Source organism: Grimontia sedimenti (assembly GCF_011045095.1).
Taxonomy (GTDB): Bacteria; Pseudomonadota; Gammaproteobacteria; order Enterobacterales; family Vibrionaceae; genus Enterovibrio; species Enterovibrio sedimenti.
This window is the reverse complement of sequence record NZ_JAALDL010000026.1, coordinates 14,876-40,085: the sequence shown is the minus strand read 5'-3', so window position 1 is coordinate 40,085 and position 25,210 is coordinate 14,876. Positions and strand designations below refer to the sequence as shown.

Sequence of the window (25,210 nt, the reverse complement as noted above, 5' to 3'; positions counted from 1 at the left end):
CGCCCATGGAACGCGAACAATTGATTGCATCCATTCGCCAGGTATTGAGCGACAACATGCAAAATGCCCACATGGAGAAATTCAGTGAGAGTGCAAGGCTGAATGAAGACCTTTATCTGGATTCGGTGCTAATCCTTCAGCTAATCCTGCACCTTGAGCTGGATCTGGGTTTGACCGTCCCGGAGGAAAATATTACCGCGGCAGACTATGCGACAGTTTCCAGTCTGGCTGACTTCCTGTGTCGCATTGAACGGAATGAGCCAGCACAAAAGGCGCAGGAGGAAGAATTTGAAGACGTCAAAGTGCATTGCTTTGTCAGTTGCGTCTGTGAGTCTTTAAAGCGAAAAGGCATTGATCACCGTCCGTTTTACTTCGGCGTTTGGGATGCGACCTTCACCATCAGTGATAACTACCAGCTTCAATACCACTCCGACGAGATAAACCATGGCAGTTTCCTTGAATGGTACCACCGCCTGTATGGTGTGGCACTGGCTCCTTGGTATGACGAAGGCAAAACCAAACAAGACAACATTGAAGAAATGCAGCGTCTGTTGGCAACCAAAGCAGAAACCTCACACCTGATGGTGATGCTGGATATGTATCAATTGCCGGAGCGTGAGAATAAGTTCAATCAGAACCCATTTCCACACTACGTGATGCTTGAGAACACCCATGATCCGAAAACCCTGTTTATGTCCGATCCGGATTTCCGTTGGGAAGGAGAGCTCGAAAGCGCGCGTATCTTCAATGCAATTTCCCAACCGAGTGTGGCAGGCGGCTACCTGCTGGATGAAACCGGTTTAAAGCATGCGGATGATCGCGATGTTCAAGCTTACTTTGAGGCGTGCTTTATTGCTGACGGCAACCCGCTGACGAGTGCAATTCGACGTATTCTGGACGCTCATGTCCGCGGCTATGCAGGGATAAAACTCACGGACCTGTCATTGGCATTGCGTGAAATTCGGGTGATCGCAGTGCGCAAATATGCCTACGAGCACGGCTTTGCTTTCTTCTGGCGCGCGCTTGGTCTGCCCGATGATGATTTTGAGATCTGGTGTGATGTGATTGAAGAGCTCATCCAAACCTATAGTCGGATCCAATACCAAATCATGAAGCTGGCAGAAACCGGCGATTTGGATCTGCAGGTGGAGATCTACGCTTTGCTGAATAAGCAGGATCGTACGGAGTTTCGCATCAAAAAACGCCTCAACGAAGTCTATCGTGATTGGTGCGAACTGAACGATTTACCGCTTGAAGCGGCAGTAGAGGTTGCCTGATATGCAGCTTTCAATCTGTACCATTTCATTCCGACACCAGCTTGTTTCAATGGACAATCTGGCGGAGTGGGCTTGTTGCCACGGGTTTCAGGGTATTGAGCTTTGGGGAGCTCATGCCCTGAGCCTGGAGGCACAGCCGCAATATGATGCCAAGTGGCTTAACGACATGGGACTATCGATTTCCATGTTGAGTGACTATTTGCCCATTGCGGGTGATAAGCGCAATGCCTGGCAAAAATGCCGCCATATCTGTCGATTGGCAAAACAGTGGGATACCAAGAAGGTGCGCACTTTTGCTGGTCATCAAGCGAGTAGCGAAGTGGGAGCAATAGTGCGTAAGGAAATGACACAGCGCCTGAGAGGGATCTGTGAGTACGCCGCCGATCAGGGTTTGGATGTGCTGGTAGAAACCCATCCCGGTACGTTGGCCGACACCTCATCATCAATCATGCAGTTGATTGATGAAGTTGATCATCCAGCACTGAAGCTTAATTACGACACCTTGCATGTTTGGGAGTCCGGCGAGGATCCGGCTCAATTTCACCAGCAGGTAGAAGAGCACGTTGGTCATTATCACCTTAAGAATGTGCTGTCGCGGGAACTGCTAACCGTTTTTGCTCCGGAAAATGTCTACTCGCCAACAGGGAGTCGATACGGCATGGTGCCGTTGCTGGAAGGGGCAATGGACTATCAACAGTTTTTGCCACAGCTGCTCGGTAAGCCTGCAGCGACGGCTTCATTGGAATGGTTTGGACATAATGTGAAACAGACATTATTGGATGACAAAGCGGCATTGGATGAGATGAAACTGAGCTTACTGAGAGAGAACTCATCAAGAATTGTTGGCTGCCCAGATTATTTAACCTGATTATGTGATCTCGATCTCCCTAAAGCAGGTTCATGCTTTAACTTTAAATGATGATATTGATAATCGAAATCATTATCGTTTATGAGTTGATAACCTTTAGGTAACGGAATGTCCCTACACAGTGCGCCATCGGCAGGGCAAATCCTGATTGTTGACAGAAACCGGACGTATTGCGAAAAGCTGATACATCGTTTCAATGAGAGAGGCTTTGCCATCAGGCGTTGTGTTTCTGATTCACAGGCTTCAGACATCTATCGAACCACCAATCTCGACCTCGTCATCTTTGCTGCCGACCTGCCTGAAATGGAAGGTTTTCGTTTGCTGAAACGCTACCGGGAGGAGGCTGCAACGCCGATTCTGATGCTGGATGATACTTACAATCATCATGATTGCATGAACTGCTTTTTGTTTGGCGCAGATGACTATATAACGAGGCAGCAGCCTCTGGATGAAATCGTTTGGCGTGCTGCTGCCGTGCTAAGGCGAAGCGCCCAGATTCCTGCGAAAGAGAGCAAAACCCAATTGGTGGTGGACGAGTTGGTACTGGACAGAAAATATCAGACAGTTTTCTATGATGGAGAGGAAGTCTCTGTCACACCCATTCAGTTCAAATTGCTCTGGACACTGGTGTTCCAGCAGCATCAGGTGTTATCCAAAGACTTTCTTTACAGGCAGGTATTGGCGAGGGACTTCCAAAAGTACGATCGCAGTCTTGATATGCATTTGAGCAGAGTGCGAAAGAAGCTGGTGGGGGTCGGCATGGCGGCTGAGCGATTACAGACCGCCCATGGAAAAGGATATTGCTTCTCTTGAATAGCGCCATCTGGCGCTATTTTTATACCCAAACAACCTAAAGGTGCTGAATACAAGTATCTTCAGGCTGTTTGGGTATGTTACTTATCAATTAATTAGTTTTATTAGGCTGACTTTGTAACAGTTGTAAAAGGCGTTTACAGCACAACGTATCAATGAATAATAATGCGAATCATTATCATTGTAGTTGCAGGACGTTGTAATGTTTCAAGGAAGCTCTTTTAAAATCTCTCCACTCAGTGCCGCTGTGATCGCCGCTCTGTTTTCTCAATCTGCCATCGCTAATACAGATGACCACGAAACTATCGTTGTCACTGGAAACACCCAGGCAGCACCAGAAGTGTTCGTCGATTCTGATCAGTTGGATGCTATTCAGGCGAACGACCTAAACGATATCTTCCGTTCAAGTGCTGAAGTCTCTGTGGGTGGTAGCACTGACTATGCACAGAAAGTCTATGTTCGTGGTCTCGAAGACACCATGTTGAATGTCACCATTGACGGTGCGGTTCAGTCAGGTTCGCTATTCCACCACCAAGGTAGCCTGTTTGTCGAGCCTGAACTGCTCGAGCAGGTTGAGGTTTCTGCAGGCGCTGGCCGCGCGACTGACGGTGCCGGTGCGTTGGGTGGTGCCATTCGAATGAAGACAAAAGACCCACGTGCACTTTTGGCCGCAGGTGAAAACTTCGGTGGGCGTGTAAAGACCGTTTTCAACGACAACACTGATGGTTTTAAAACGACCGCCAGTGGTTATGGTGCAATAACGGACAGTGTGAGTGTCTTGGCTTCTCTGGGTTATAACGACCAAGATGACTATAAAGACGGTAACGGCGACACGGCAGAGCACACTGGTTTCCGCAATGGCTCAGGATTCGCTAAAGTCGTTGGTGAGTTGACTGAAGACCAAACAATTATCATCAGCTATGAGCGCAAAGAAGACAAAGCAACACGCTATGCCCGTCCTCACATGGGTGACTTCGTTAAAAACTATCCGCTAGAGCAAGAAACCTATCGCGATACAGCGACACTGAATTATGTCTTAGCGCCGAACAGTAAGTGGTTAAACCTCGATACCACTTTTTACTACACCGATCTTGAACTTGAGCGTTTGAATGACCCTCGTTGGGGAACGTATGTCGGTAACACTGAAACTGTTGGCGGTGATATCCGCAACACTTCAGCGCTTGAAAAACTGACTCTGATTTATGGTACTGATTTCCGTCAGGATACCTCTACATTCAGCGGCAGTGGCCAAACGTTTGAAGACAAGGGCGATCAGTTTGGTGTCTATGTTCAGGGTGATTACAACGCAACAGAATCACTGGTTCTGAGTGCTGGTGCGCGCTATGACCGTTATTCTCTGGATGAAGATCTTCGTGATGGTGATACCCGCTCTGAAGGCACTGATATTTCAGACAACGGTTTCAGCCCGAATGCAGCAGTGACTTACTACATCACCAAAGATCTGAATGTCGTGTTGGGATACGCAGAAGCGTTCCGTGGTCCTCAAGTGGGCGAACTTTGGCTGCTGGACTACGTTTATAGCTCGGAGGACCGTAAAGGCGAAACGGCGAAAAATACCGAATTTACCGTGAACTGGAGCTTCGATAACGGTTATGTGTCAGCGCAGGTCTTTGATAGCGAAATTGAAGACGTGGTAGATCGCGACAGCACCGTTTACGAAAACAGTGGCACACTGGACAACAAAGGCTTCAACATCACTGCTGCATACCAGCTGGACAGCCTGACTGCGACGATTGGCTTTAGCCGAGCACAACCTGAACTTAACGGTGAGCCACTCAACGATGGCAGCATGAATATCGGTACTTCTATCGGTGACACGTTGGTGACCTCACTGAGCTACTATGCTAACGACGATCTGGAGTTTGGCTGGACAGGCCGCTTTGTTGACCGCCTGACAGATGTGCCAGAAGGTACTGAAGAAAAACCTGGCTATGGCGTGCATGATATTTACGCACAGTGGATGCCAGTTTCTGGTGAAGACCTGACGCTGACAGCGTCAGTGAAAAACGTCTTTGATAAGGCTTACCGTGATCAATCTAGCCTTAGCGAAGATTACAACGGTCCACTCGAAGCGGGTCGTAACATCCGTCTGGGTCTGAACTGGGGCTTCTAAGTCTCAATGAAGGGGAGCTTGGCTCCCCTTTGTTTTATCTTCAATGTTGCCCGCCTGTTTTTGATCTTCTCGGCAGAATTTTCCACTTCCCGTAACCTTCTCTGATTGTCCTAAGTCCTGACTGCTAAGATTGAAATAATCCCTTTTAGGTGGTGACACCATGAAAAAAGACCTTCTGATGATTCTGTTTATCTTCATGTTTCTGCTTGGATTCTGGATGGCGATGTCGCCAGCAGAAGCCAATCCTTGGGAAGAGGTGCAGGAACCGTATCTTGGTGTGGAACAATCGATTGGGAGTTACGCCAATGGCTGCCTGAGTGGTGGTGAGGCCTTACCATTGAAAGGGGAAGGGTATCAGGTGATTCGTTCTTCAAGGAACCGTTATTACGGCCACCCGAACATGATTGCCTATCTCACTAAGCTGGCCAAGAAAACCAAAGGTTTTGGCTTGGACGACTTGATGATTGCAGATATTTCCATGCCGCGTGGTGGTAATTTCACCAAAGGACATTCCAGCCACCAGACGGGATTAGACGCCGATATCTGGCTGAGTTTTGCGCCGGAATCGCTAACCAAAGATTCCCTGGAAAGCCCAACGGCTGTCAGCTTGGTGGATTTGCAGAATTATGCACTGAAACGTGATAACTGGATGAAAGAGCATGCCATCCTGTTTCAAGTGGCGGCATCTGAGCCAGAGGTAGCGCGTATCTTTGTCCACCCTGTGATTAAAGAGACCTTGTGTGAAATGTCATGGGAAGACAGAAACTGGCTACGCAAAGTTCGCCCTTGGTGGGGACATCACTATCACATGCATGTCAGGCTTCAATGTCCGGAAGGAAGCTTAAACTGTATTTCCCAGAATGCACCACCAGCGGGCGATGGTTGCGGTGCGGAGTTGATCAGTTGGCGCCCGAAACCTGTCGACGAGACAAAATCAGTAGTGACCACCACTAAGAAAAAGCGGGTGAAGATAAAACCGGGTCAGTGTGAGGTGGTATTAACCCAGTAACTCTCCCTGTCCCTATACAACCAATGCCCAGATACAAGAAAAGCGCCGACAGGCGCTTTTCTTCATTAACCTAGTAATGTTTAAACCAAACCCTGGAGTTTGACGAATTTTTCCAGTAACTCATCATTGGTTTCCTTATGTTCAGGATCAATGATGATGCAGTTGGTGATAGGGCATACCGACTGACAGGTTGGCTTTTCATAGTGACCCACGCATTCCGTGCATTTGTCCGGATCAATTTCGTAGATCTCTGCGCCGAATGTAATCGCTTCATTCGGACATTCAGGATCACACATATCGCAGTTAATGCACTTCTCGGTGATCAGCAGTGCCATCGATTACGCACTCACCGCTTGTGGAGCATTTGGGTTACGGGTGTTTGCACCGTCGGTCAGGTTACGCATCAGCAGTGCAAATTCCAGATCCATGTCTTCCGGCACTGGAATGTAAACGAAGTGACCATTACCTTTCGCATCGTCAATCGTTTCACCTTTGCGGTTTTCCATCGCGTCCAGTTTGAAGACCACATTGCCTTTCGGCGTCATCAGCTCCAGTGAATCACCAGTGATGAATTTGTTCTTCACTTCCACTTCCGCCATGCCTTCGCGGCGCTTACCGGTGAATTCGCCCACAAACTGCTGGCTGTCAGACACTGAGTAGCCGTAGTCGTAGTTTTGGTATTCGCTGTGGGTGTGACGGCGCAGGAAGCCTTCGGTGTAACCACGGTGAGCCAAGCTTTCCAGCGTGGTCATTAGGGTTTCATCGAACGGTTTACCGGCAACAGCATCATCAATCGCTTTACGGTAAACCTGTGCGGTACGCGCACAGTAGTAGAAAGACTTGGTACGGCCTTCGATTTTCAGTGAGTGGACACCCATCTTAGTCAGACGATCAACGTGTTGAATCGCACGCAGATCTTTCGAGTTCATGATGTAAGTGCCGTGCTCGTCTTCAAACGCCGCCATTTTTTCGTCTGGACGATGCGCTTCGCTCAAGAGAACCACTTCATCAGTAGGCTTGCCGAGACCAATGGTGTTGTCTGGACGCTCTTCAGCTTCTTGGATTTGAACCGATGCGGCAGGCTGGATCTCAACGATTTGGCCTGTTTCGTCTTCAGTCGCTTTCTCTGTTTTGTATTCCCAGCGGCATGCGTTGGTGCAGGTGCCTTGGTTAGGGTCACGTTTGTTGATATAGCCAGACAGCAGACAACGGCCAGAGTAAGCCATGCAAAGTGCACCGTGAACGAAGATTTCCAACTCCATTTCGGGCACTTCTTTGCGGATTTCTTCGATTTCTTCCAGCGAAAGTTCGCGCGACAGAATCACACGCTCAACGCCTTGGGTTTGCCAGAACTTAACCGTCGCCCAGTTCACCGCGTTCGCCTGTACAGACAGGTGAATAGCCATCTCAGGGAATGCTTCACGTACCATCATGATCAGACCTGGGTCAGACATGATCAGCGCGTCAGGACCCATATCAACCACAGGCTTCAGGTCACGGATAAAGGTTTTCAGCTTTGAGTTGTGCGGCTGGATGTTACATACGACGTAGAACTTCTTGCCAAGCGCATGCGCTTCATCGATACCGATTTGCAGGTTCTCGTGGTTGAACTCATTGTTACGCACTCGAAGGCTGTAACGAGGTTGGCCGGCATATACCGCATCAGCGCCATAGGCAAAGGCGTAACGCATGTTTTTCAGGCTACCGGCTGGGGACAAAAGTTCTGGTACAAACATAGTCATTGCTTCTACTAATTCTGAGTATAAGTCAGGCCGCATCAAAAAGTGGTGCGGGGAAGCGGGCGATTTTACTGTGATCTTGTTAACATAGCCAGTTCCGATCGGGAAACCATTTGCAGAAAAGGTTGTCTTTTGGAAGATTCAGGTCTTCATTCATTTTTAGTGAATGATTTGACACAAGTTTAGAAAGGTATGTAGGTTGTAAGGGTATTCTCGGCTTTTTTAAGGCGAAAGAACCAGCAACATTGAGATGTGGACTGATGTACGAAAAGAAAACCAAGAGATTTAGCATGCTGTCTAAATCGATGCTTGGCCTGATGGGCTTGTCGCTCGTGACGGTAGCGGTATCAATTAATACGCTACAACAAGAGCCGATCCGGATTGTCCCTCTCAATCTGCCAGAATCTGTCGTCCCTTCTTTTATTCAGAAAGAAGAACCAGTCAAGGCGGAAAGTGCCGTCGACCTTCCTGCATACGAATACACGATTCAGACGGGCGACAGTCTGAGCGAAATTTTCATGAAGCTCGGCATTCCGTATAGTGACCTGTTAAAGCTGATGGAAGCTGACCTTAACCACCTTCGCATCGATACCCTGCAACCCAATGACATCCTGCGGTTTTGGGTTGACTCTGATGGAAAACATCTGCAAAAACTAGAGCTTGAGTTCAATATCGCCTCGAAAGTGCAATATGTACAACTTGACGATGGCAGCTATGAATTCAACGAAGTGTCGGTTCCGGGGACTTGGGTTGAAACTGTCACTGTTGGCGATATTGAAGGCAGTTTCTCGGTCTCTGCGCGTCGTGCTGGCCTGAGCTACAACGATGTGGAAGTGATTACCAACCTGCTCAAGGACAAGATGAACTTCTCCCGCGATCTTCGCGCAGGAGATAAGTTTGAAGTGGTTCGTGCAGAGCAATTTGTGGATGGACAGGCAAGTGGAGCGCGTGAAATTAAAGCGATCCGCATTGAACGCCGTGGCCGACCTATCACGGCTTACCTGCACACCGATGGTAACTACTACGATAAAGACGGCCAGAGTCTGCAACGCGCCTTCCAGCGTTATCCGACCAATCGTAAAGAGCGTATCAGCTCGCACTTTAACCCACGCCGTAAACACCCGGTTACTGGCCGTGTTTCGCCACACAACGGGACTGACTTCGCGGTGAGAACAGGTACACCCGTTCTTTCCACTGGTGACGGTGTGGTAGTGATGGTGCGTAATCACCCTTACGCAGGTAAATACGTAGTGATCGACCACGGTAACCAATACAAAACCCGTTACTTGCACAACAGTAAGATTTTGGTGCGTAAGGGTCAGCGTGTGACTCGCGGTCAACGCATTGCGCTGTCTGGTCGAAGTGGCCGTGTTACTGGCCCGCATATTCACTACGAGTTGTTGATTCGTGGCCGCGCAGTGAACCCGATGACGGCGAAGATCCCAATGGCGACGTCTGTCGCGCGTGCTGAAATGACGGACTTTAAGAAATCTGTCGCGGCTTACGATAAGAAAATGCTGAAAGCACAGTTCAAGTAAGCACGAACCAAAGAAACAGAAAACGGGGCTAAATTTAAGCCCCGTTTTCTATTTATTGCTATGTGTGAAGACAATTACTCGCCTTTGTCGACACCGCCAAGTTCTTCATAAAGATTTGGCAGGAAAGTACCCAGCTCACCACACATCAGTGACAGGTCTGCATCCAAACGCTGCGCCACATCTTCACGGTCAATATCCGCGTTCTGGTCGCGAAGTTCTTCTGAGAACTTGATGCGTTTGATGGACATGTCATCACACAGCATCAGCTCAATACGGTCTTGCCAGTTCATCGCCAGCTTAGTCACTAACTTTTCTGCTTCGATGTGAGCCAGAATTTCATCGCTCGACAGATCCTGCTGCTTACAACGGATCACGCCACCTTGTTCCAGAATGGCTTTCAGCTCAGCTTCTTCACCGATTTCGAAGCCTTTTGGTGCGTTGCCAGAGCGAACCCACTCAGTCATTGCCAGCTCAACCGGCTTGTTGGTTTCCACGGGCACCACGGGAAGGCTACCGAGGGATTTGCGCAGCAACGCAAGAATGTCTTCTGCTTTTTTAGAACTGCCCGCATCAACCAGCACCAGGCCTGCTTTTGGCATGATTAGGGCGTAAGTCTGGCTCATACGGCTGAATGCACGTGGTAGCAGATCCATCACGATGTCATCTTTGATGCTGTCTTTTTCTTTCTTCTTCAGCGGACGGCCTTGTTCTTTTTCCATCGCGTCCACTTTGGCGGTCAGTGAATCTTTGATGACTGAGGCTGGCAGCATTTTCTCTTCTTTTCGGGCACAGATAAGAATGTTGCCATCGCTGACGTGCGTCATCATGTCGCCGTGTTTACCCAGCGCGGTGGTCCAGCCGAACTTTTGCATGTCCTGACTGCCACAAGGCGTGAAGCGGAATTCAGACAGTTGTTTTTCAATATGCTCCGGGTCGAGGTCGATGTCTCGGGTCAGGCGGTAGGTGAAAATATTCTTGAACCAAATCATGGCGAGGCTTTATCCATCCGGTAATGACAAAGGCCACATGGTATTGCATCAGGCAGAGAATGTCGCTTCAAATACGGTACAATCAGGCACTGAGCACAAGAACAGGCGCACACCTTTCAATGAAAATACTCCACACGTCAGACTGGCATTTAGGGCAAAACTTTTTCACCAAAAGCCGCAAGCAGGAACATCAGGCTTTTCTGGACTGGCTCTTACAGGAAATAGATAAAAATCAGATTGATGCCGTCATCGTGGCTGGAGATGTTTTCGACACAGGTTCGCCGCCAAGTTACGCCCGTGAAATGTATAACCAGTTTGTGGTATCCATCAGTCAGCGCAACTGTGCGTTAGTGGTACTGGGTGGTAACCATGACTCGGTTTCCACACTCAGAGAATCCAAATCCCTGCTGGCTTGCCTGCATACCCATGTGGTGGCAAACACCAGCGACGATCTGCAAGACCAACTCATTACACTGAAAAACCACGATGGCGAAATCGGTGCGATTGTGTGTGCGGTGCCTTTTGTACGTCCGCGCGATGTGTTGACCAGTCAAGCTGGCGAATCAGGCACTGACAAGCGCCAGGCGCTGGGTGATGCCATTAAATCCCACTACCACGAGTTGTATCAGGCAGCAGTGAAGCTGCGCGATGATGCCGGCTGGCAAGTGCCAATTATCGCGACGGGCCACTTAACAGCGCTTGGCGTGAGCCCATCTAAATCCGTGCGTGATATCTACATTGGTACGCTCGATGGCTTTGCGGCAGATGGCTTTCCGCCTGCCGACTACATTGCCCTGGGGCACATCCACCGCCCGCAGATTGTCGCCAAGTCTGAGCATATCCGATACAGCGGCTCTCCGATCCCTTTGAGCTTTGATGAACTCAAATTCAACAAGCAGGTGGTGCTGGTGGAATTCGACGGCGACCAGCGCGCGCGTATCGAGCCGATCAGCGTTCCGAGCTTTCAGCCTATGGGTGTCCTAAAAGGGTCACTGGAAGAGATAGAAGTACAGCTTTCAGAGTATTTGGAACATGATGATCCAAAAGCTGTCTGGCTGCACATTGAAGTCTCTGTCCAGGACTACCTCTCTGATTTACAACAACGTATTCAATTGATGACTGAAGGGCTCAATGTAGAGGTGTTACAGCTTCAGCGCACCCGTGGGCCAAAAGCTCAGGCGCTGACGCAAGAAGCAAAAGAAACCCTTTCTGAGCTGACACCGAATGATGTTTTCCAAAAGCGACTGGCTCTCGAGGTGTTTGAGGGAGAGGACGAACTTGCGCGTAAAGAGCGGATTCAAACCCAGTTCACCAAAATTGTGGCGGAAGTTGAGCATGCGGAGGGTGAAGAATGAAAATCCTGAGCCTTCGATTTAAGAACCTGAACTCACTGAAAGGCGAGTGGAAGATTGATTTCACCCAAACACCTTTTTCAGACAATGGTCTGTTCGCCATTACCGGCGCAACGGGCGCAGGTAAAACCACACTGCTTGATGCGATTTGTCTGGCGCTCTATCACCAGACCCCGCGATTGGGGCTGATCTCCACTTCCAGCAATGAAATCATGACCCGTGGCACGGCAGAGTGTTCTGCCGAAGTAGAATTCGAAGTAAAAGGCCACCCGTATCGCGCGTTTTGGAGCATGCGCCGCTCCCGCGGGAAAGCGGACGGTAATTTACAGCAAGCAGATGTGGAGCTGGTGGACGTGAAAACCGACAAGGTACTGGCCACACAGGTGAAGCAGAAAAATGAATTGGTTGAGCGTGTTACGGGTCTCGATTTTGCCCGCTTTACCAAATCCATGATGCTTTCTCAGGGGGAGTTTGCCGCTTTCCTGAATGCCAAGGAAAACGAGCGCGCGGAGCTTTTGGAAGAACTGACCGGAACAGAAATTTACGGCCGGATTTCTGAAAAAGTGCATGAGCATTTTGCCTCAGCAAAGCAGGCTTTGAGCCAGAAAGAGGCCGAAGCGAAAGGCGTGCAGTTGCTGAGTAGCGAGGAGCTTGAAGCCCTCGAAAAAGAACAGGAAGAAACAGAAGCCTTGCTCAAGAGTGAGCGTGAAAAGCAGGCCGATCTCACAGCGCACCTGACATGGTGGAAAGAACACCAAAAAAGCCATCAAGAGAAAAATCAGGCCGAAGCACAGCTAAAAACTGCTGAAGAAAACTGGAAGGCCGCTAAACCACAACTGGATAAACTCACCAACAGTGAGCCAGCGGAAAAGCTGCGTATGCCTTATGAGCGTTGGCAGTCATCTTCAAAAAGCGTGGAATCAACGACCGCTTTGCTGGCTATCAAACAGGAAGCATTGAAAGCCAACACAGAAAAGACTGCACAGGCTGACGAGGCGTTGGTGAAAGCTTCAGAAGCGCTCACACTGGCGAAAAACCAGCAAAGTGCGCTGGAAGTGTTGATCAGTGAGCAAGTCTTGCCTCTCGACACTGACATCAAACACCAATCTCTGCGGCTGCAGGAGTTTTTGCAGCAACAGGTGGGCCTGAAAACCAAGCAGGCTGATCTGACTTCATCACAGGAAAAAACTACAGAGAACCTTGAGACCAAAAAACGGGCTCTGGAAGACGTTTCCACTTATCTGACCACCCATCAGTTTGCAGGCCAGCTTAAACAACACCTTGGCCAGTGGGAACAGATGGGTAAGCAGATCGCGCAAGAACAAAATGCGATTGGCAAACTGACTGAATACGAAACCGAACTTAATACCCAATTGCAGGCAGAGATCGCGAAAGCGGAAAATGCCGAGAAAGAAAAACAGGCGGCACTTAGCCAAAGCGAACAAGCCAAACAAGCATGGGAAGCGAAGCAAGAAGCGTTCAAGCAAGCAACCTCAAACGGTGATGTTGACGCTCTGGATAAACAGCGCGAGCAGCTAAATGCACAACTTTCCACTTACTTCCAATTAGGTCAATGGCAGCAGCAATGGCTGGAACTGGACAAAGAGAGCGCGGAAAAGCGCTCAGTAATGGCGGAGAAAAAAGAGTCCGGAAAAGGTCTAGCTCAAGAAGTCACGGTATTGAGTCAGCAATTCAGAGACAAAGAGCAGTTGATTGAAGTGTTGCAAAAGCTTCTCGATCAGGAAGAACATCTTGCCCACTACCGGGCTGCTTTAAATCCGAATGAAGCCTGCCCACTTTGTGGCTCAACCGAACATCCAGCCTTATCAGGTGAAGCAGTCAATGTGTCTGAATCAATGCGTCAATTGACCGAAGTGCAGACTGCAAAAAAGGAGATCTACGAAAAAGGTAGAGCGGCTAAAGAGAAGTATGAATCTTTAAAGCATTACGTTGAAGAGATCCAAAGGCAGTTAGATAGCACCCAACGACAACAAATTGCGCTTAGCGAGCAGTGGGCACAGGCAGCATTGCCACTCAACTTAGCCCTGACTATCGATCAGCGTGACGCCTTTGTTGCATTCAATGAGCAACAAACCCAGCAGCGTGATGCGCTGACTCAAACCTTGAATGCACTCAAAGCGCAAGAGAAAACCCTGCAGCAGGCAAAACAGCATTGGGATGAGGCTATCCGTGCATTGGATAGCACTGAGAAACACTTCTCCATTCTGTCGGTGACGATTGAAAGCAAAAAACAGGAAGCGCAGAAGCTGGCCGCTGATAAGCGCCAGAAGCTTGATTACCTCGAGACCCTCGAAAGCGTGCTGAGCCAGCAAATCGCAGACAGTGGTTACCAAGCCCCTGAGCATGATGAGCTTCAGGTCTGGTTAGCGTCGAGAAAGCAAGATGCCAAAAAATGGGAGCAAAACCAGCAGCAAAAAGAAGTCTTGTCCAAAGAGGTAGCATTGCTTGAGGCTGAGTTTTCAAATTGCGTGAAAGAGAGCCAGGCACTCGCTGAGCAGCTGGGCGCGCTTCAGTCTGAGATTGATTCGCTGACCGGCAAGCTTGAAGCTGCGAAAGCAAAACGCACTGAGCTCTTTGGTGACAAGCGGGTGGAAGATGAAAAGCGCCGCGCTGCTGTTCAGACAGAACAAGGGGAAGCTTCCCATCAAGCAGCACAAGCCTTTGCGCAGCAATGTCTGGGCGATCTGCGCGCGATTCAGGCAGAAGTGGCAAGCCAAACTCAGTCGCTGGCATCGCTGAATGCCGAGGCACAGAGTTATGCATCCCAATGGGAAGAAAGCCTTGGGGCTTCGCCTTTTGATTCTCTGGAAATGTTCCAGGCCGCGTTGCTTCCGGAGGAAGAAAAACAACAGTTACTTACCGATAAACGCGCGCTGGAAAATGCCCTTGAAGGTGCAAAAGTGCTGCTGGAGAAAGCCTGTCAGCATGTGGTTGAAGTGCTAGCCCATGACCAGGCAGAAGTGTGGCAGCAAATTCCGCATGATGAAGTGGAATCGACGCTAACGGCACAATCAGAGGCCATGGATACGCTCGTGCGCCGAAGTGGTGAGCTGAGCCATGCTTTGGCATCTGATCATCAAAGACGAGAGAACCAACAGGCGCTGTTTGCTGAGATCGAACGCCTGCGTGCGGAATACGATGATATCCAGTATCTGCATTCCCTGATTGGCTCACAAAAAGGCGATAAATTCCGTAAGTTTGCTCAGGGTCTGACGCTGGATAATCTGGTGTATCTGGCGAACAAACAACTCGACCGAATTCATGGGCGCTACCAGCTGAACCGCAAGCAGGGTGAAGGGTTGGAACTCAGTGTGTTGGATACCTGGCAGGGTGATATTGAGCGTGATACTAAAACCCTGTCGGGTGGTGAGAGTTTCCTTGTCAGCTTGGCATTGGCATTGGCGTTATCGGATCTCGTTAGTCACAAGACCAGCATCGACTCGCTGTTCCTTGATGAGGGCTTTGGTACGCTTGATAGTGAGACTTTGGATGTGGCGCTGGATGCACTGGATAACCTGAATGCATCTGGCAAGATGATCGGGGTGATCAGCCACATTGAAGCGATGAAAGAACGCATTCCGACTCAACTCCATGTTTCTAAAAAAACAGGCTTGGGTGTTAGTGAGCTGGATAACAAATTCCGCGTTTCTTGATAAAAGAGAAGCAGTTAGCCCGAAGCGAAGGCTAATGCTGTGTCCAGTAGGTTGGGCGGGTGAAAAACAGTCAGTAAATATCTGGATTAAAAAGCAGTATCTGGTTGTCTACCGCGCCAAACCTCGCGAAAGGTCACAAAAATGTCATAATATAATCACATAATGGCGTCCAAGAAATACAAATAAACCACTCTAACTGGGTATGGAAAATGGTAAGACGGATACTTGTTGTCGAAGATGAAGCACCTATTCGCGAGATGTTGTGTTTCGTGCTGGAACAAAAAGGTTATCAGGCCGTAGAAGCAGAAGATTATGACAGTGCTCTGGAAAAAATCTGCGAGCCTTACCCTGAACTGATCCTGATGGACTGGATGCTACCAGGTGGCTCAGGGATCAACCTGATCAAACATCTCAAGCGTGATGAATTGACCCGCCAAATCCCGGTTGTGATGCTCACAGCACGTGGGGAGGAAGAAGATAAAGTACGCGGCCTCGAAGTCGGTGCGGATGATTACATCACCAAGCCTTTCTCGCCAAAAGAGCTGATGGCGCGCCTGAAAGCGGTGATGCGCCGAGTATCACCAACGTCGCTGGATGATGTGATTGATGTGCATGGTCTGAAGCTTGATCCTGTATCACACCGCGTCACTTCAAATGAAAAGCCGCTGGAAATGGGTCCAACCGAGTTTAAGATGTTGCACTTTTTCATGACCCACCAAGAGCGTGTTTACAGTCGTGAGCAGCTTCTGAATAACGTTTGGGGCACTAACGTTTATGTTGAAGATCGTACCGTTGACGTGCATATTCGTCGTTTAAGAAAAGCGCTGGAAGAAGACGGTCACGACAAACTGGTACAAACGGTTCGTGGCGCAGGCTACCGTTTCTCGACGCGCACCTGATTACGCATTATTGTCATAGGTCATCCGAAGGCCACCGGGTGGCAACTTGGAGACATTGATGGTCGAAAGACTTACATGGAAAAAGCTGGCTCTTGAGCTGGCTTTTTTTTATCTACCTTGGTTTCTCATAGGCTGGTTCTTTGGCGGTCTGCCTTGGTTGTTGCTATTGGCAACGGTTTTGGTGTTGCTGTGGAACTTCTACCACCAACTCAAACTCTCTGACTGGCTTTGGAAAGAGCGCAGCCTGACACCACCAACCGGCTCAGGAAGCTGGACGCCGCTGTTTAACGGTATCTACCGTCTGCAAAAGCGTAACCGTCGTCGTCGTAAAGAGCTTGCCAATCTTATCCGCCGTTTCCGCAATGGCGCAGAATCTCTGCCCGATGCGGTCGTAGTGTTTGAGCATGACGGCTCGATTGTCTGGTGTAACAAGCTGGCGCAGGAGCTACTGGGCTTCCGTATGCCTGACGATGCCGGTCAGTACATTGCCAACCTGATCCGTACGCCGGAGTTTATTGAGTACCTGAGCCGCGCGGAACTGGGTGAACCGTTTGAAATGCGTTCGACCCTACACGCTTCGAAAACCCTCGAATTCCGTACCATGCCTTATGCCGAAGGTGAGTACCTGATGGTGGTGCGTGATATTACCCAGCTTAAACAGCTCGAAGGTATGCGCCGTAACTTCTTTGCAAACGTTTCTCATGAGCTCCGTACGCCAATGACGGTACTGCGCGGCTATCTGGAAATGTCTGAAGATCCGGAGATGCTGGTGGGGCCAATGTGGGGTAAAGCTCATGGAGTGATGACCGAGCAGTTGACCCGAATGGAAGGTTTGGTGGAACAGCTTCTGACCCTGTCAAAAATTGAGGCGAGTGTGAAGATCGCGCTGGATCAGAAAGTCGATGTGCCAGCAATGCTTGATGTGCTGGAAAAAGAAGCTCAGACACTCAGTGGCGATCAGGCGCATGACTTTGAGTTTGAAATCGATCATTCGCTCAAAGTGTTGGGAGATGAAGATCAGCTTCGCAGCGCCATTTCTAACCTGGTGTATAACGCGGTGAAACACACACCAGCCAGCGCCAAAATTAAAGTCCGGTGGTATAAGTCCCGCAAAGGGCCAAGGCTGGAAGTGATTGATAGTGGTGAAGGTATTGCGCCACAACATATCGATAGACTGACCGAGCGCTTTTACCGCGTCGATAAAGCGCGATCACGTGAAACGGGCGGCAGTGGTCTTGGCTTGGCCATTGTGAAACATGCGCTGAATCATCACGAGTCCGAGCTTGAAATCAAAAGTAAGGTGGGACAGGGTAGTACGTTCTCGTTCACCCTTCCGGAGCGTCTGGCATGTTAAAACGGGCTTTGACCCTGATTGGACTCCTATTAGTGGCAGCACCTGCTGCCGCTGACGATCATCTCCCTCTATACCACCGCGTAGATAATGTCTCCGGTAACCTGTCGACTGTTGGCTCAGACACTCTGGCTAATTTGGTCACTCAATGGGGCGTGCTTTTCAAAAAGTATTACCCAAGTGTCAATGTGCAAATCCAGACGTCGGGCTCTTCTACTGCGGTGCCAGCGTTGATTGAAGCAACGGCGCAGTTTGGCACCATGAGCCGGGAAATGCGCCCGCGTGAAATTGAACTGTTTGAACGAAAGTATGGCTATCCGCCAACGGCGATTAAAGTCGCGATTGATGCGATGGCGATATTTGTTCATCAGGACAACCCGCTTGATGTACTGAACATGACGCAGGTTGATGCCTTGTTTTCCAAAACGCTGCGTTGTGGCTCCAACGAGCGGATTGATAAATGGGGGCAGCTCGGTCTTCCGGGAAGCTGGGAAAAGCGAAATATTCAGCTGTTTGGCCGCAACTCGGTGTCGGGCACTTATGGATTTTTCAAAGATCAGGCGCTTTGCGATGGCGATTTCCGTCCGGATGTGAATGAGCAACCGGGCTCTGCTTCTGTGGTGCAATCGGTAAGCTCATCACTCAACGCGGTTGGATATGCTGGGGTGGGCTATCGCACAGCGGGGGCGAAGATGCTGCCACTGGATGTCGAGGGCGAGCAGGTTTATGCCACCGTTGATAATGTCATCTCCGGTGTTTATCCGCTCTCACGTTACCTGTTTGTTTACGTGAACAAGGTGCCGGATAAGCCTTTGCCGAGAATGGAAGCGGAATTCGTTAAGCTTATCCTTTCCCGTCAGGGGCAGGCGTTGGTGGGAGCGGAAGGCTTTGTGCCGCTACCGGATGAATTGATTGAACAGCAGCTAATCCTGCTCGGACTAGAAAAATAAAAAACGGTGCTTCGGCACCGTTTTTTATTGTTGTTGGTCAGTAGACTCTAGTCATTAACCAACAGTTTCCAGCCCACCGAATCCCAAAGGTTCTTTTCTACTTCCAAGTCGGCAGCCAATAACTTGTTCTGGCTTAGCCAGTTCTCAGGGAACGTGAGTGACCAACTGTCATCCTTAGCGTCGAGTTTTACCTCGGGCATGGATTCACCACTGCGCTGCACATTCAGCACACAAGCCAATCTTAAAGAGCGGATAAGCGGATAAATTTGCTTGGTCTTGAACAGAGTGAACTCAGGCATTTCATCAAGCTTCAACGCTTTGCGGTGGAAGCGGGTGAGGGTTGCCAGCACTGTTTGCTGCTCTTGGTTAAAGCCGGGTAGATTGGTGTTTTGCAGAATATACGCCGAGTGTTTGTGGAAACCGGAGTGCGAGATGCTTAATCCAACTTCGTGCAGCAGCGCTGCCCAGCTTAGCAATATGGCAAGTTCGGCTTTTTTGGTGCCAAGTTTGGGCTCTGCCTGGAGATAAAAACTCTCTGCAGTTTGCTGGACGTTTTCTGCGTGTTGCCGGTCGATATGATAGCGCTCTGCGAGGTCTGCTGCGGTGCGGCTTCGTATATCACTGTGTTGGAAGCGGTCTTCCATTTCGTACAAAAGGCCTTCACGAAGCGCGCCATCGGAATACACCATCTTCTCAATGCTCAGTGCGTGAAACACACCGGAGAGAATCGCAAGACCTGCGGCAAACACGGGTTGTCTGTCTTCTGTTAATCCGGGCAGCTTCAGCTCGCTGGCCGACTTCACCTGCAGTACCTGTTCAATTAAGCCATCCAGCCGCTTGCGGGTGATGATGCCATCGTCGTGCCCACTGGCAATCAACACTTCACGAATAGCTTTGATGGTGCCAGAGGAACCCACGGCTTCTCCCCAGCCGCAATCCTTGTACTTTTTGGCGATGCTTTCTAACTTCAGCTCTGCCGCGAGCTGGGCTTGAGCAAAGCGTTTGATAGAAATTTGTCCATCTTTGAAAAAGCGATGGTTATAGCTGACACAACCCATATGTTTACTGTTGGTGAGTGTCGGACTAAAACCTTTGCCAATAACAAGCTCAGTGCTGCCCCCACCAATGTCTACCACCAATTTTCGGCCATCACCTGGCTGGGTGTGGCTAACACCGAGGTAGATCAAACGGGCTTCTTCCACGCCGGGGATGATCTCTATCGGATAGGGGAAGACATTGCGCGCCCGCTGCACAAAGATATGGCTGTTTTTCGCTTCACGCAGGGTAAAGGTTGCCGCAACGCGGACGTTTGCTTCATCGAAGCCTTGAAGGCGTTCCGCGAACATGGCCAAACATTCCACTCCGCGGTTAATAGCGGCGTTATCGAGGTTGAGGTAATCGTCGAGTCCTGAAGCCAGCCGCACACGTTGTTTGTGGCGGCTGATGATTTGAAGGCCTTGCCCAACGACGCGGGCGACGACCATGTGAAAGCTGTTTGAACCTAAATCTATTGCGGCGATTTCCCTTGGCTTTTCAGCCGGGGTAGTATCATTCATTCTTTTGTTTGCTCGCTTGCCGTTTCTCTGTACGTTCTACTTGTTTAAGGTAATCGTAAATTTCGATTTGTGAACGTACTTTTTTGCGATTTCCGCGTTTCACGTAAGCGTTGGACATGTCTTTATCAATGACACGTGCTTTGGCGCGGTCTGCAAATTGAAGCTCGAGAATGTCCATGATGCGCTGTTTAAGGCGCTCATCTTTGATAGGCGCACCCACTTCGATGCGGTTATCGATATTACGGGTCATCCAGTCAGCCGATGAAATGTAAACGTCGCGATCGCCGCCATTTTCAAACGCAAATACACGTGGATGCTCGAGAAAACGGTCGACAATACTGATGGCTTTGATGTTGTGGCTGAGGCCTTTCACTCCAGGGATCAATGAACACATGCCGCGCACAATCATGCGAATTTTTACGCCTTCATTGCTCGCCTTGTAGAGCAGGTCCACCAAGCCTTTGTCCACCAGATTATTCACCTTCAAGGTGATGCCCGCTTTCCTACGGTTCTTGGCGTGTTCGATTTCACGCTCGATCAAACGATAAATACGCGCGCGCGAGTTACGTGGCGATACAATCAGGTGAGAAAACTTCACTGGCTTGTAAGGGTTCTCGATAAAGTTGAATACCTTACGCACTTCCGTGGTGATCGATTTATCCGCGGTAAACAGCGAGAAGTCGGTATAGATGCGTGCGGTTTTTTCGTGGAAGTTACCGGTACCTATGTGGGCATATTCGCGCAAACCATCATCTTCACGACGTGTGATGAGGCAAAGCTTGGAGTGAATTTTCAGGCCCGGTGTACCGAAGACCACTTTTACGCCAGCGTCGGTCAGCACACGTGCCCACTCAATATTAGCCTCTTCATCAAAGCGAGCCTGAAGCTCAACCACGACCGTGACGCGTTTGCCGTTGTTGGCGGCATCAATCATGGAGTTGATGATGCGGCTATTTTTCGCCACGCGGTAAATATTGATCCGGATACTGCGAACTTTTGGGTCAAAGGAAGCCTGACGCACCAGTTCCGTCATATGTCGGAAAGTGTGGTAGGGATAGTAGAGCAGCACATCACGCTGACGAATTGCATCAAATGCATTGGCGTTGGTGGTGAAGTCGGCAGACTCAATCGGCGGTAGCGAAGGGTTTTCCAGATACTTCATCCCGACATTCGGGAAGCCGATAAAGTCTTTGAAATTGTGGTAACGGGCCCCGGGAAGCACACTGTCGTAATCGGAGATCCTCAGCATGCTGAGAATATGTTCTACCATATCCTGTGGCATGTCCCTTTGATAAACAAATCGGACCGGAAGGGCAGTTAAGCGCTGATCCAGGCTGTCTGACATGTTTTCTAGCAGGCTGTGGTCAACCTCATTGGTGAGGTCATATTCCGCATCACGGGTCATTTTCATGGCATAAGCTTCGACACTGTCGTAATCAAAGAAGCCACTGAAAATCTCATCGAGACATAAACGAATGATGTTATCGAGCAGGATGATGGTCTTGCGGCGGCGCTTACCTTTTGGCTCCGGCACCTTGATAAAGCGCTCTATTTCGTCAGTTGGGATCTCAATCAGTGCGTAGCGGTTGGGCTGGCCTTCTTTTTTCATTTCAACGGCAAGGTAGGAGTACGCATCTTTCAGGAAAGAGAGTACATCCATGTCGTCGGTCAGAATAATCGGCGTGATGTGGGGAAGCAGGTTACTGACGAAATGTCTTTTCAGCCAATTTTGCTGGTATTCCGTCAGTTGTCGCTCGTTAACCAGAAAAATATGGCGACGTGCCATTTCGAGTAAAATGTCATTATAAAGGTGGTCGAAATCCTGGTTGAGCTTGAGAACCTTGTCCTGAATTTTATTGAGGAGCTCCTTGGCTTTACTGTCGCCACCTTGCTCCTCGTTGATCAGGATACGGCGCTTTACGTCAGCAAAACGGACTTGATAGAACTCATCCAGATTGCTGGAAAAGATACCGAGAAATCGCACACGTTCGATGATAGGAACGTTTTTGTCTGCAGCTTCCTGAAGTACCCTTTCGTTAAAAGACAGCCAACTTAACTCTTTGTCTACGTAAAGCGTATCCGCGCTCATTTTTCCCCTTTCCTTAATTAAATGTCGCTTTCGTCAAACTCCACGATCAGGTCATCTGACAGCCCTTCAAGAGCTGCACCAAGGTCATCCAGCGAGATGTTGTTGGCGATGTCGAGATCAAACTCAGCTTTAAATATCACGCCACCAAAATTGGCCGCGCTTTCTGCATCGGTTTCCAGATTGTTGATGTTGATACCAAACTTGGCGATTTCCCTTGTCACCTCCTGAACGATGCCAGGACGATCGTTGCCTGTAATGGACAGGGTATGCGTTGTTGTATAAGTCTCTGCTTGGTGTGCAGCTTCAGCGATAAGAACGTTGAGATCGGGAATGCTATTTAGCGCATCAGTCAGCGCGTTCACATTTTCTTCTTTAATATCAATTTGAACAATACCAGCGAACTTGCCCGCAAGTTTGCTCAGGCTACTGGCCTGCCAGCTTCCGTGATGCTGGAATAAGGTGTCGGAAAGTGTTTCTACCAGACCTGGGCGATCCGTACCGATGAGGGTGATTACTAACTGCTTCATGGTCGATCCTTTGCGTCAACAGCGGAGGGGAATGGTCATTATTAAGGCGGTTTTAAAACCGTGTCTACCCCTCTCAGAAGCAGGCACTTCCGAACTGTGCCTCACATCAACGTTACTTGAGGCTAAACATGTTTTATTACACTTTTATTTCATGGGCTTAACTTGTCTTGATTTTTCAACTGTCACATTTATGTCATCAAAAAGAAATATTATGAGCCGCTTAACCAAAATATGAGGTACCAATGGCAAACGCCACACATGCGCTGACTCAGGGAGACTCCCGGCGGCGTTTCAAAGACAGACTTGCGCGCCTTTCCGTGAAGGGAGGTGGCATTGCTGTTTTGTTGGCATTGCTGTTGATATTCTTCTACCTCGCGTATGTGGTTCTCCCCCTGTTCAAAAGCCCGTCGATTACGCTTGAAGGCACCTTTGACCTCGGTTTTGAAAGCCCAGCCGTCCAGCTTGGTATGGATGACAATAATCAACTCGGCTTCCGCTATTCCGATGATGGGTTTCTATCCATATTCTCTTTGAATGGAAAAGGGCAGTTGGTTTCCCGTGAGAAGCTCGCTGAATTTCCCAGCAGCTTTTACGCACCTCAACCTTATGCAGGTGTCAGCGCCTATGGGCTTGAAGATGGCTCTGTGAGTTTTCAGCGCCTGCGTTTTTTGTCTCACTATGCAGACGGAAAAAGAACCTTCACGCCGGATATCCAGCGTATGGATTCGGTAAAGCTCAGCAATGGCTTGCCGATATCCAGTCTTTCCTTTGCTAAACGACATAATGACCGCGTTGTTGCAGGCGTGGCAGGAGACTGGTTGAACATTGTTATCGAGCGCGATGGCAATGAGATACTGCACGCAGCTGTCCCGACAAGCGCTGATGCCAGCGTGCTAATAGCGCCCCGGGGTCAGAAGCTGTTTGAGATGGTCGGTAATGAGCTCAATGTGTATTCGGTGTCAGATCGTAGAATCGATTTGCGCGAGTCAGTGGACATTGAACTCGTGACCGGCGCGATGCCAGAGTCTATGACATTGCTGGCTGGTGGACATTCGCTGATGGTGCGTCTGGATGATGGCAGACTGACGCAGTGGTTTGATGTGGTGAAGTCTGGTGAGCGTTCGCTGACCATGGTGCGTGAGTTTGACACTCAAGGTGGCTTCCTTGCTGTGGAGCCTCATCGCAATGTTTTCGCCAACCTGACGCCGAGCGGTGATCTGACGCTTTGGCATGCGCCAAGTGAAATACGTGACAACTTTGAGTTGCCCGAAATAGCTGGCCAAATTGACACCTTGGGTTTCTCACCTAGGGCAGATCGTCTGTTGGTGGAGAAGGGCGATACCCTGACATTGTTGAATGTTGATAATCCTCACCCTGAAGTCAACGTCCGTTCATTGTGGAATCGCATATGGTATGAAGGCTATGGGGAGCCGGAGTTTGTTTGGCAATCCACGTCTGGAAGCGAGTCTTTTGAAGGCAAGCTGAGCGTCATTCCTGTGGTATTCGGTACGATTAAAGTGGCAGCTTACGCGCTGCTCTTTGCGATTCCACTCGCGGTCGGTGGCGCGATTTATACTGCGTATTTCATGCCGTCTGGTCTTCGTAAGGTGGTGAAACCCACGATCGAAATCATGGAGGCCTTGCCAACGGTTATCTTGGGTTTTCTAGCCGGATTGTGGCTGGCACCTATCGTTGAAACCCATTTACCCGCAGTCTTTCTGATTTTCGTCGCTATGCCGGTTTCCTTCCTGTTGACGGCATTCGTCTGGACGGCACTGCCACGCTCAGTGCGCAAGAAATTGCCACCAGGCGGTCATTTGTTCGTGCTGGTGCCACTGATTCTGATGCTGGGATATCTCGCATTTGCTCTTGGCCCCTGGGTAGAAGATACCTTCATGGGAGGGGACAGCCGGGTGTTTGTGACTGACGTATTGGGCGTGAATTTCGATCAGCGCAATGCCATTGTGGTGGGATTGGCGATGGGCTTCGCGGTGATCCCGACTATTTTTACCATTGCGGAAGATGCGATTTTTTCAGTGCCCAGTCACCTGACCAATGGCTCTCTGGCACTTGGAGCCACGCACTGGCAAACGTTGACGCGCGTCGTGTTACTCACGGCAAGCCCAGGTATTTTCTCTGCGGTGATGATGGGACTTGGTCGCGCTGTGGGTGAGACCATGATTGTATTGATGGCAACAGGTAACACGCCATTAATGGAATGGAACCCATTTGAAGGGCTTCGAACCTTGTCGGCTAACATTGCGGTGGAAATGCCAGAGTCTGAAGTAGGCAGTTCCCATTATCGTGTGTTGTTCCTGACTGCCTTTATTCTGTTTTCATTTACGTTCCTGTTTAACACCGTGGCGGAATTTGTTCGCCAACAGCTACGAGATAAATACCGTGCGTTGTAATGCATTCGCCACTCAACAATCCTGCTTGGATCTT

Annotated in this window: 18 protein-coding genes; 12 read left to right on the top strand and 6 right to left on the bottom strand. The window is 49.6% G+C overall.

The genetic code is table 11. The features are described 5' to 3' along the window. The first annotated feature begins 5 nt into the window (after positions 1-5). The 5 genes from G5S52_RS22150 (at position 6) to mepA (ending at position 6,101) form a co-directional block, all read left to right on the top strand. Complete coding sequence (locus G5S52_RS22150; RefSeq protein WP_165018558.1) at positions 6-1,277, top strand: DUF6005 family protein; 1,272 nt, start codon at positions 6-8, stop codon at positions 1,275-1,277. Between the two features lies 1 nt (position 1,278). Then, positions 1,279-2,145, top strand: a complete 867-nt coding sequence (locus tag G5S52_RS22145) for a sugar phosphate isomerase/epimerase family protein (RefSeq protein ID WP_165018556.1) — start codon at positions 1,279-1,281, stop codon at positions 2,143-2,145. Between the two features lie 108 nt (positions 2,146-2,253). After that, positions 2,254-2,958, top strand: a complete 705-nt coding sequence (locus tag G5S52_RS22140; protein ID WP_165018554.1) for a response regulator transcription factor — start codon at positions 2,254-2,256, stop codon at positions 2,956-2,958. Positions 2,959-3,160: 202 nt separating this feature from the next. Continuing rightward, positions 3,161-5,092, top strand: coding sequence for a TonB-dependent receptor domain-containing protein (locus G5S52_RS22135; RefSeq protein ID WP_165018552.1), 1,932 nt, complete (start codon positions 3,161-3,163; stop codon positions 5,090-5,092). A 160-nt stretch (positions 5,093-5,252) separates the two neighbouring features. Continuing rightward, complete coding sequence (gene mepA, locus G5S52_RS22130) at positions 5,253-6,101, top strand: penicillin-insensitive murein endopeptidase (protein WP_165018550.1); 849 nt, start codon at positions 5,253-5,255, stop codon at positions 6,099-6,101. 80 nt (positions 6,102-6,181) lie between these two features. Here mepA and G5S52_RS22125 read toward each other — a convergent pair whose 3' ends face one another. Together G5S52_RS22125 and trhP are read right to left on the bottom strand one after the other, a co-directional pair. Next, positions 6,182-6,436, bottom strand: a complete 255-nt coding sequence (locus G5S52_RS22125) for a YfhL family 4Fe-4S dicluster ferredoxin (RefSeq protein ID WP_002535655.1) — start codon at positions 6,434-6,436, stop codon at positions 6,182-6,184. Between the two features lie 3 nt (positions 6,437-6,439). Beyond that, positions 6,440-7,837: a prephenate-dependent tRNA uridine(34) hydroxylase TrhP gene (trhP, locus tag G5S52_RS22120; RefSeq protein ID WP_002535657.1), complete on the bottom strand. Its 1,398-nt coding sequence runs from the start codon at positions 7,835-7,837 to the stop codon at positions 6,440-6,442. Positions 7,838-8,100: 263 nt separating this feature from the next. On the opposite strand from trhP, the gene G5S52_RS22115 reads away from it, so the two are divergent. Next, entirely contained in the window at positions 8,101-9,378 is a 1,278-nt protein-coding gene (locus tag G5S52_RS22115) for a peptidoglycan DD-metalloendopeptidase family protein (RefSeq protein WP_165018548.1), read from the top strand. Between the two features lie 74 nt (positions 9,379-9,452). Here G5S52_RS22115 and rdgC read toward each other — a convergent pair whose 3' ends face one another. Then, on the bottom strand, positions 9,453-10,364 hold the full coding sequence (rdgC, locus tag G5S52_RS22110) for a recombination-associated protein RdgC (RefSeq protein WP_368737492.1): 912 nt from the start codon (positions 10,362-10,364) through the stop codon (positions 9,453-9,455). 122 nt (positions 10,365-10,486) lie between these two features. Between rdgC and sbcD the strand changes: the two genes are divergently transcribed. The 5 genes from sbcD (at position 10,487) to G5S52_RS22085 (ending at position 18,593) form a co-directional block, all read left to right on the top strand. Continuing rightward, positions 10,487-11,722, top strand: a complete 1,236-nt coding sequence (gene sbcD / locus G5S52_RS22105; protein WP_165018543.1) for an exonuclease subunit SbcD — start codon at positions 10,487-10,489, stop codon at positions 11,720-11,722. Beyond that, on the top strand, positions 11,719-15,393 hold the full coding sequence (locus G5S52_RS22100; protein ID WP_165018541.1) for an AAA family ATPase: 3,675 nt from the start codon (positions 11,719-11,721) through the stop codon (positions 15,391-15,393). Before sbcD ends, G5S52_RS22100 begins: the two co-directional genes overlap by 4 nt. 209 nt (positions 15,394-15,602) lie before the next feature. Continuing rightward, positions 15,603-16,292 carry a phosphate regulon transcriptional regulator PhoB gene (gene phoB / locus G5S52_RS22095; RefSeq protein ID WP_002535663.1) on the top strand — a complete coding sequence of 230 codons (690 nt, stop codon included), beginning with the start codon at positions 15,603-15,605 and terminating at the stop codon, positions 16,290-16,292. 58 nt (positions 16,293-16,350) lie between these two features. Beyond that, complete coding sequence (gene phoR, locus G5S52_RS22090) at positions 16,351-17,646, top strand: phosphate regulon sensor histidine kinase PhoR (RefSeq protein WP_165018539.1); 1,296 nt, start codon at positions 16,351-16,353, stop codon at positions 17,644-17,646. Continuing rightward, positions 17,640-18,593: a PstS family phosphate ABC transporter substrate-binding protein gene (locus tag G5S52_RS22085; protein WP_165018537.1), complete on the top strand. Its 954-nt coding sequence runs from the start codon at positions 17,640-17,642 to the stop codon at positions 18,591-18,593. Before phoR ends, G5S52_RS22085 begins: the two co-directional genes overlap by 7 nt. Positions 18,594-18,640: 47 nt before the next feature. On the opposite strand, the gene ppx is transcribed toward G5S52_RS22085, so the two are convergent. Genes ppx through G5S52_RS22070 form a run of 3 tightly spaced genes read right to left on the bottom strand, consistent with a single transcriptional unit; the run spans position 18,641 to position 22,765 of the window. Further along, a complete protein-coding gene (ppx, locus tag G5S52_RS22080) occupies positions 18,641-20,149 on the bottom strand; it encodes an exopolyphosphatase (RefSeq protein ID WP_165018535.1) in 1,509 nt (502 codons plus the stop codon). Further along, positions 20,142-22,238 carry a polyphosphate kinase 1 gene (gene ppk1 / locus G5S52_RS22075; protein WP_165018533.1) on the bottom strand — a complete coding sequence of 699 codons (2,097 nt, stop codon included), beginning with the start codon at positions 22,236-22,238 and terminating at the stop codon, positions 20,142-20,144. Before ppk1 ends, ppx begins: the two co-directional genes overlap by 8 nt. A 17-nt stretch (positions 22,239-22,255) precedes the next feature. After that, the gene (locus G5S52_RS22070) at positions 22,256-22,765 is read right to left on the bottom strand and encodes a glycine cleavage system transcriptional repressor (protein ID WP_165018531.1); all 510 of its coding nucleotides are present in this window, start codon (positions 22,763-22,765) and stop codon (positions 22,256-22,258) included. Positions 22,766-23,007: 242 nt separating this feature from the next. Between G5S52_RS22070 and G5S52_RS22065 the strand changes: the two genes are divergently transcribed. Further along, complete coding sequence (locus G5S52_RS22065) at positions 23,008-25,176, top strand: ABC transporter permease subunit (protein ID WP_165018529.1); 2,169 nt, start codon at positions 23,008-23,010, stop codon at positions 25,174-25,176. Positions 25,177-25,210: the final 34 nt, after the last annotated feature.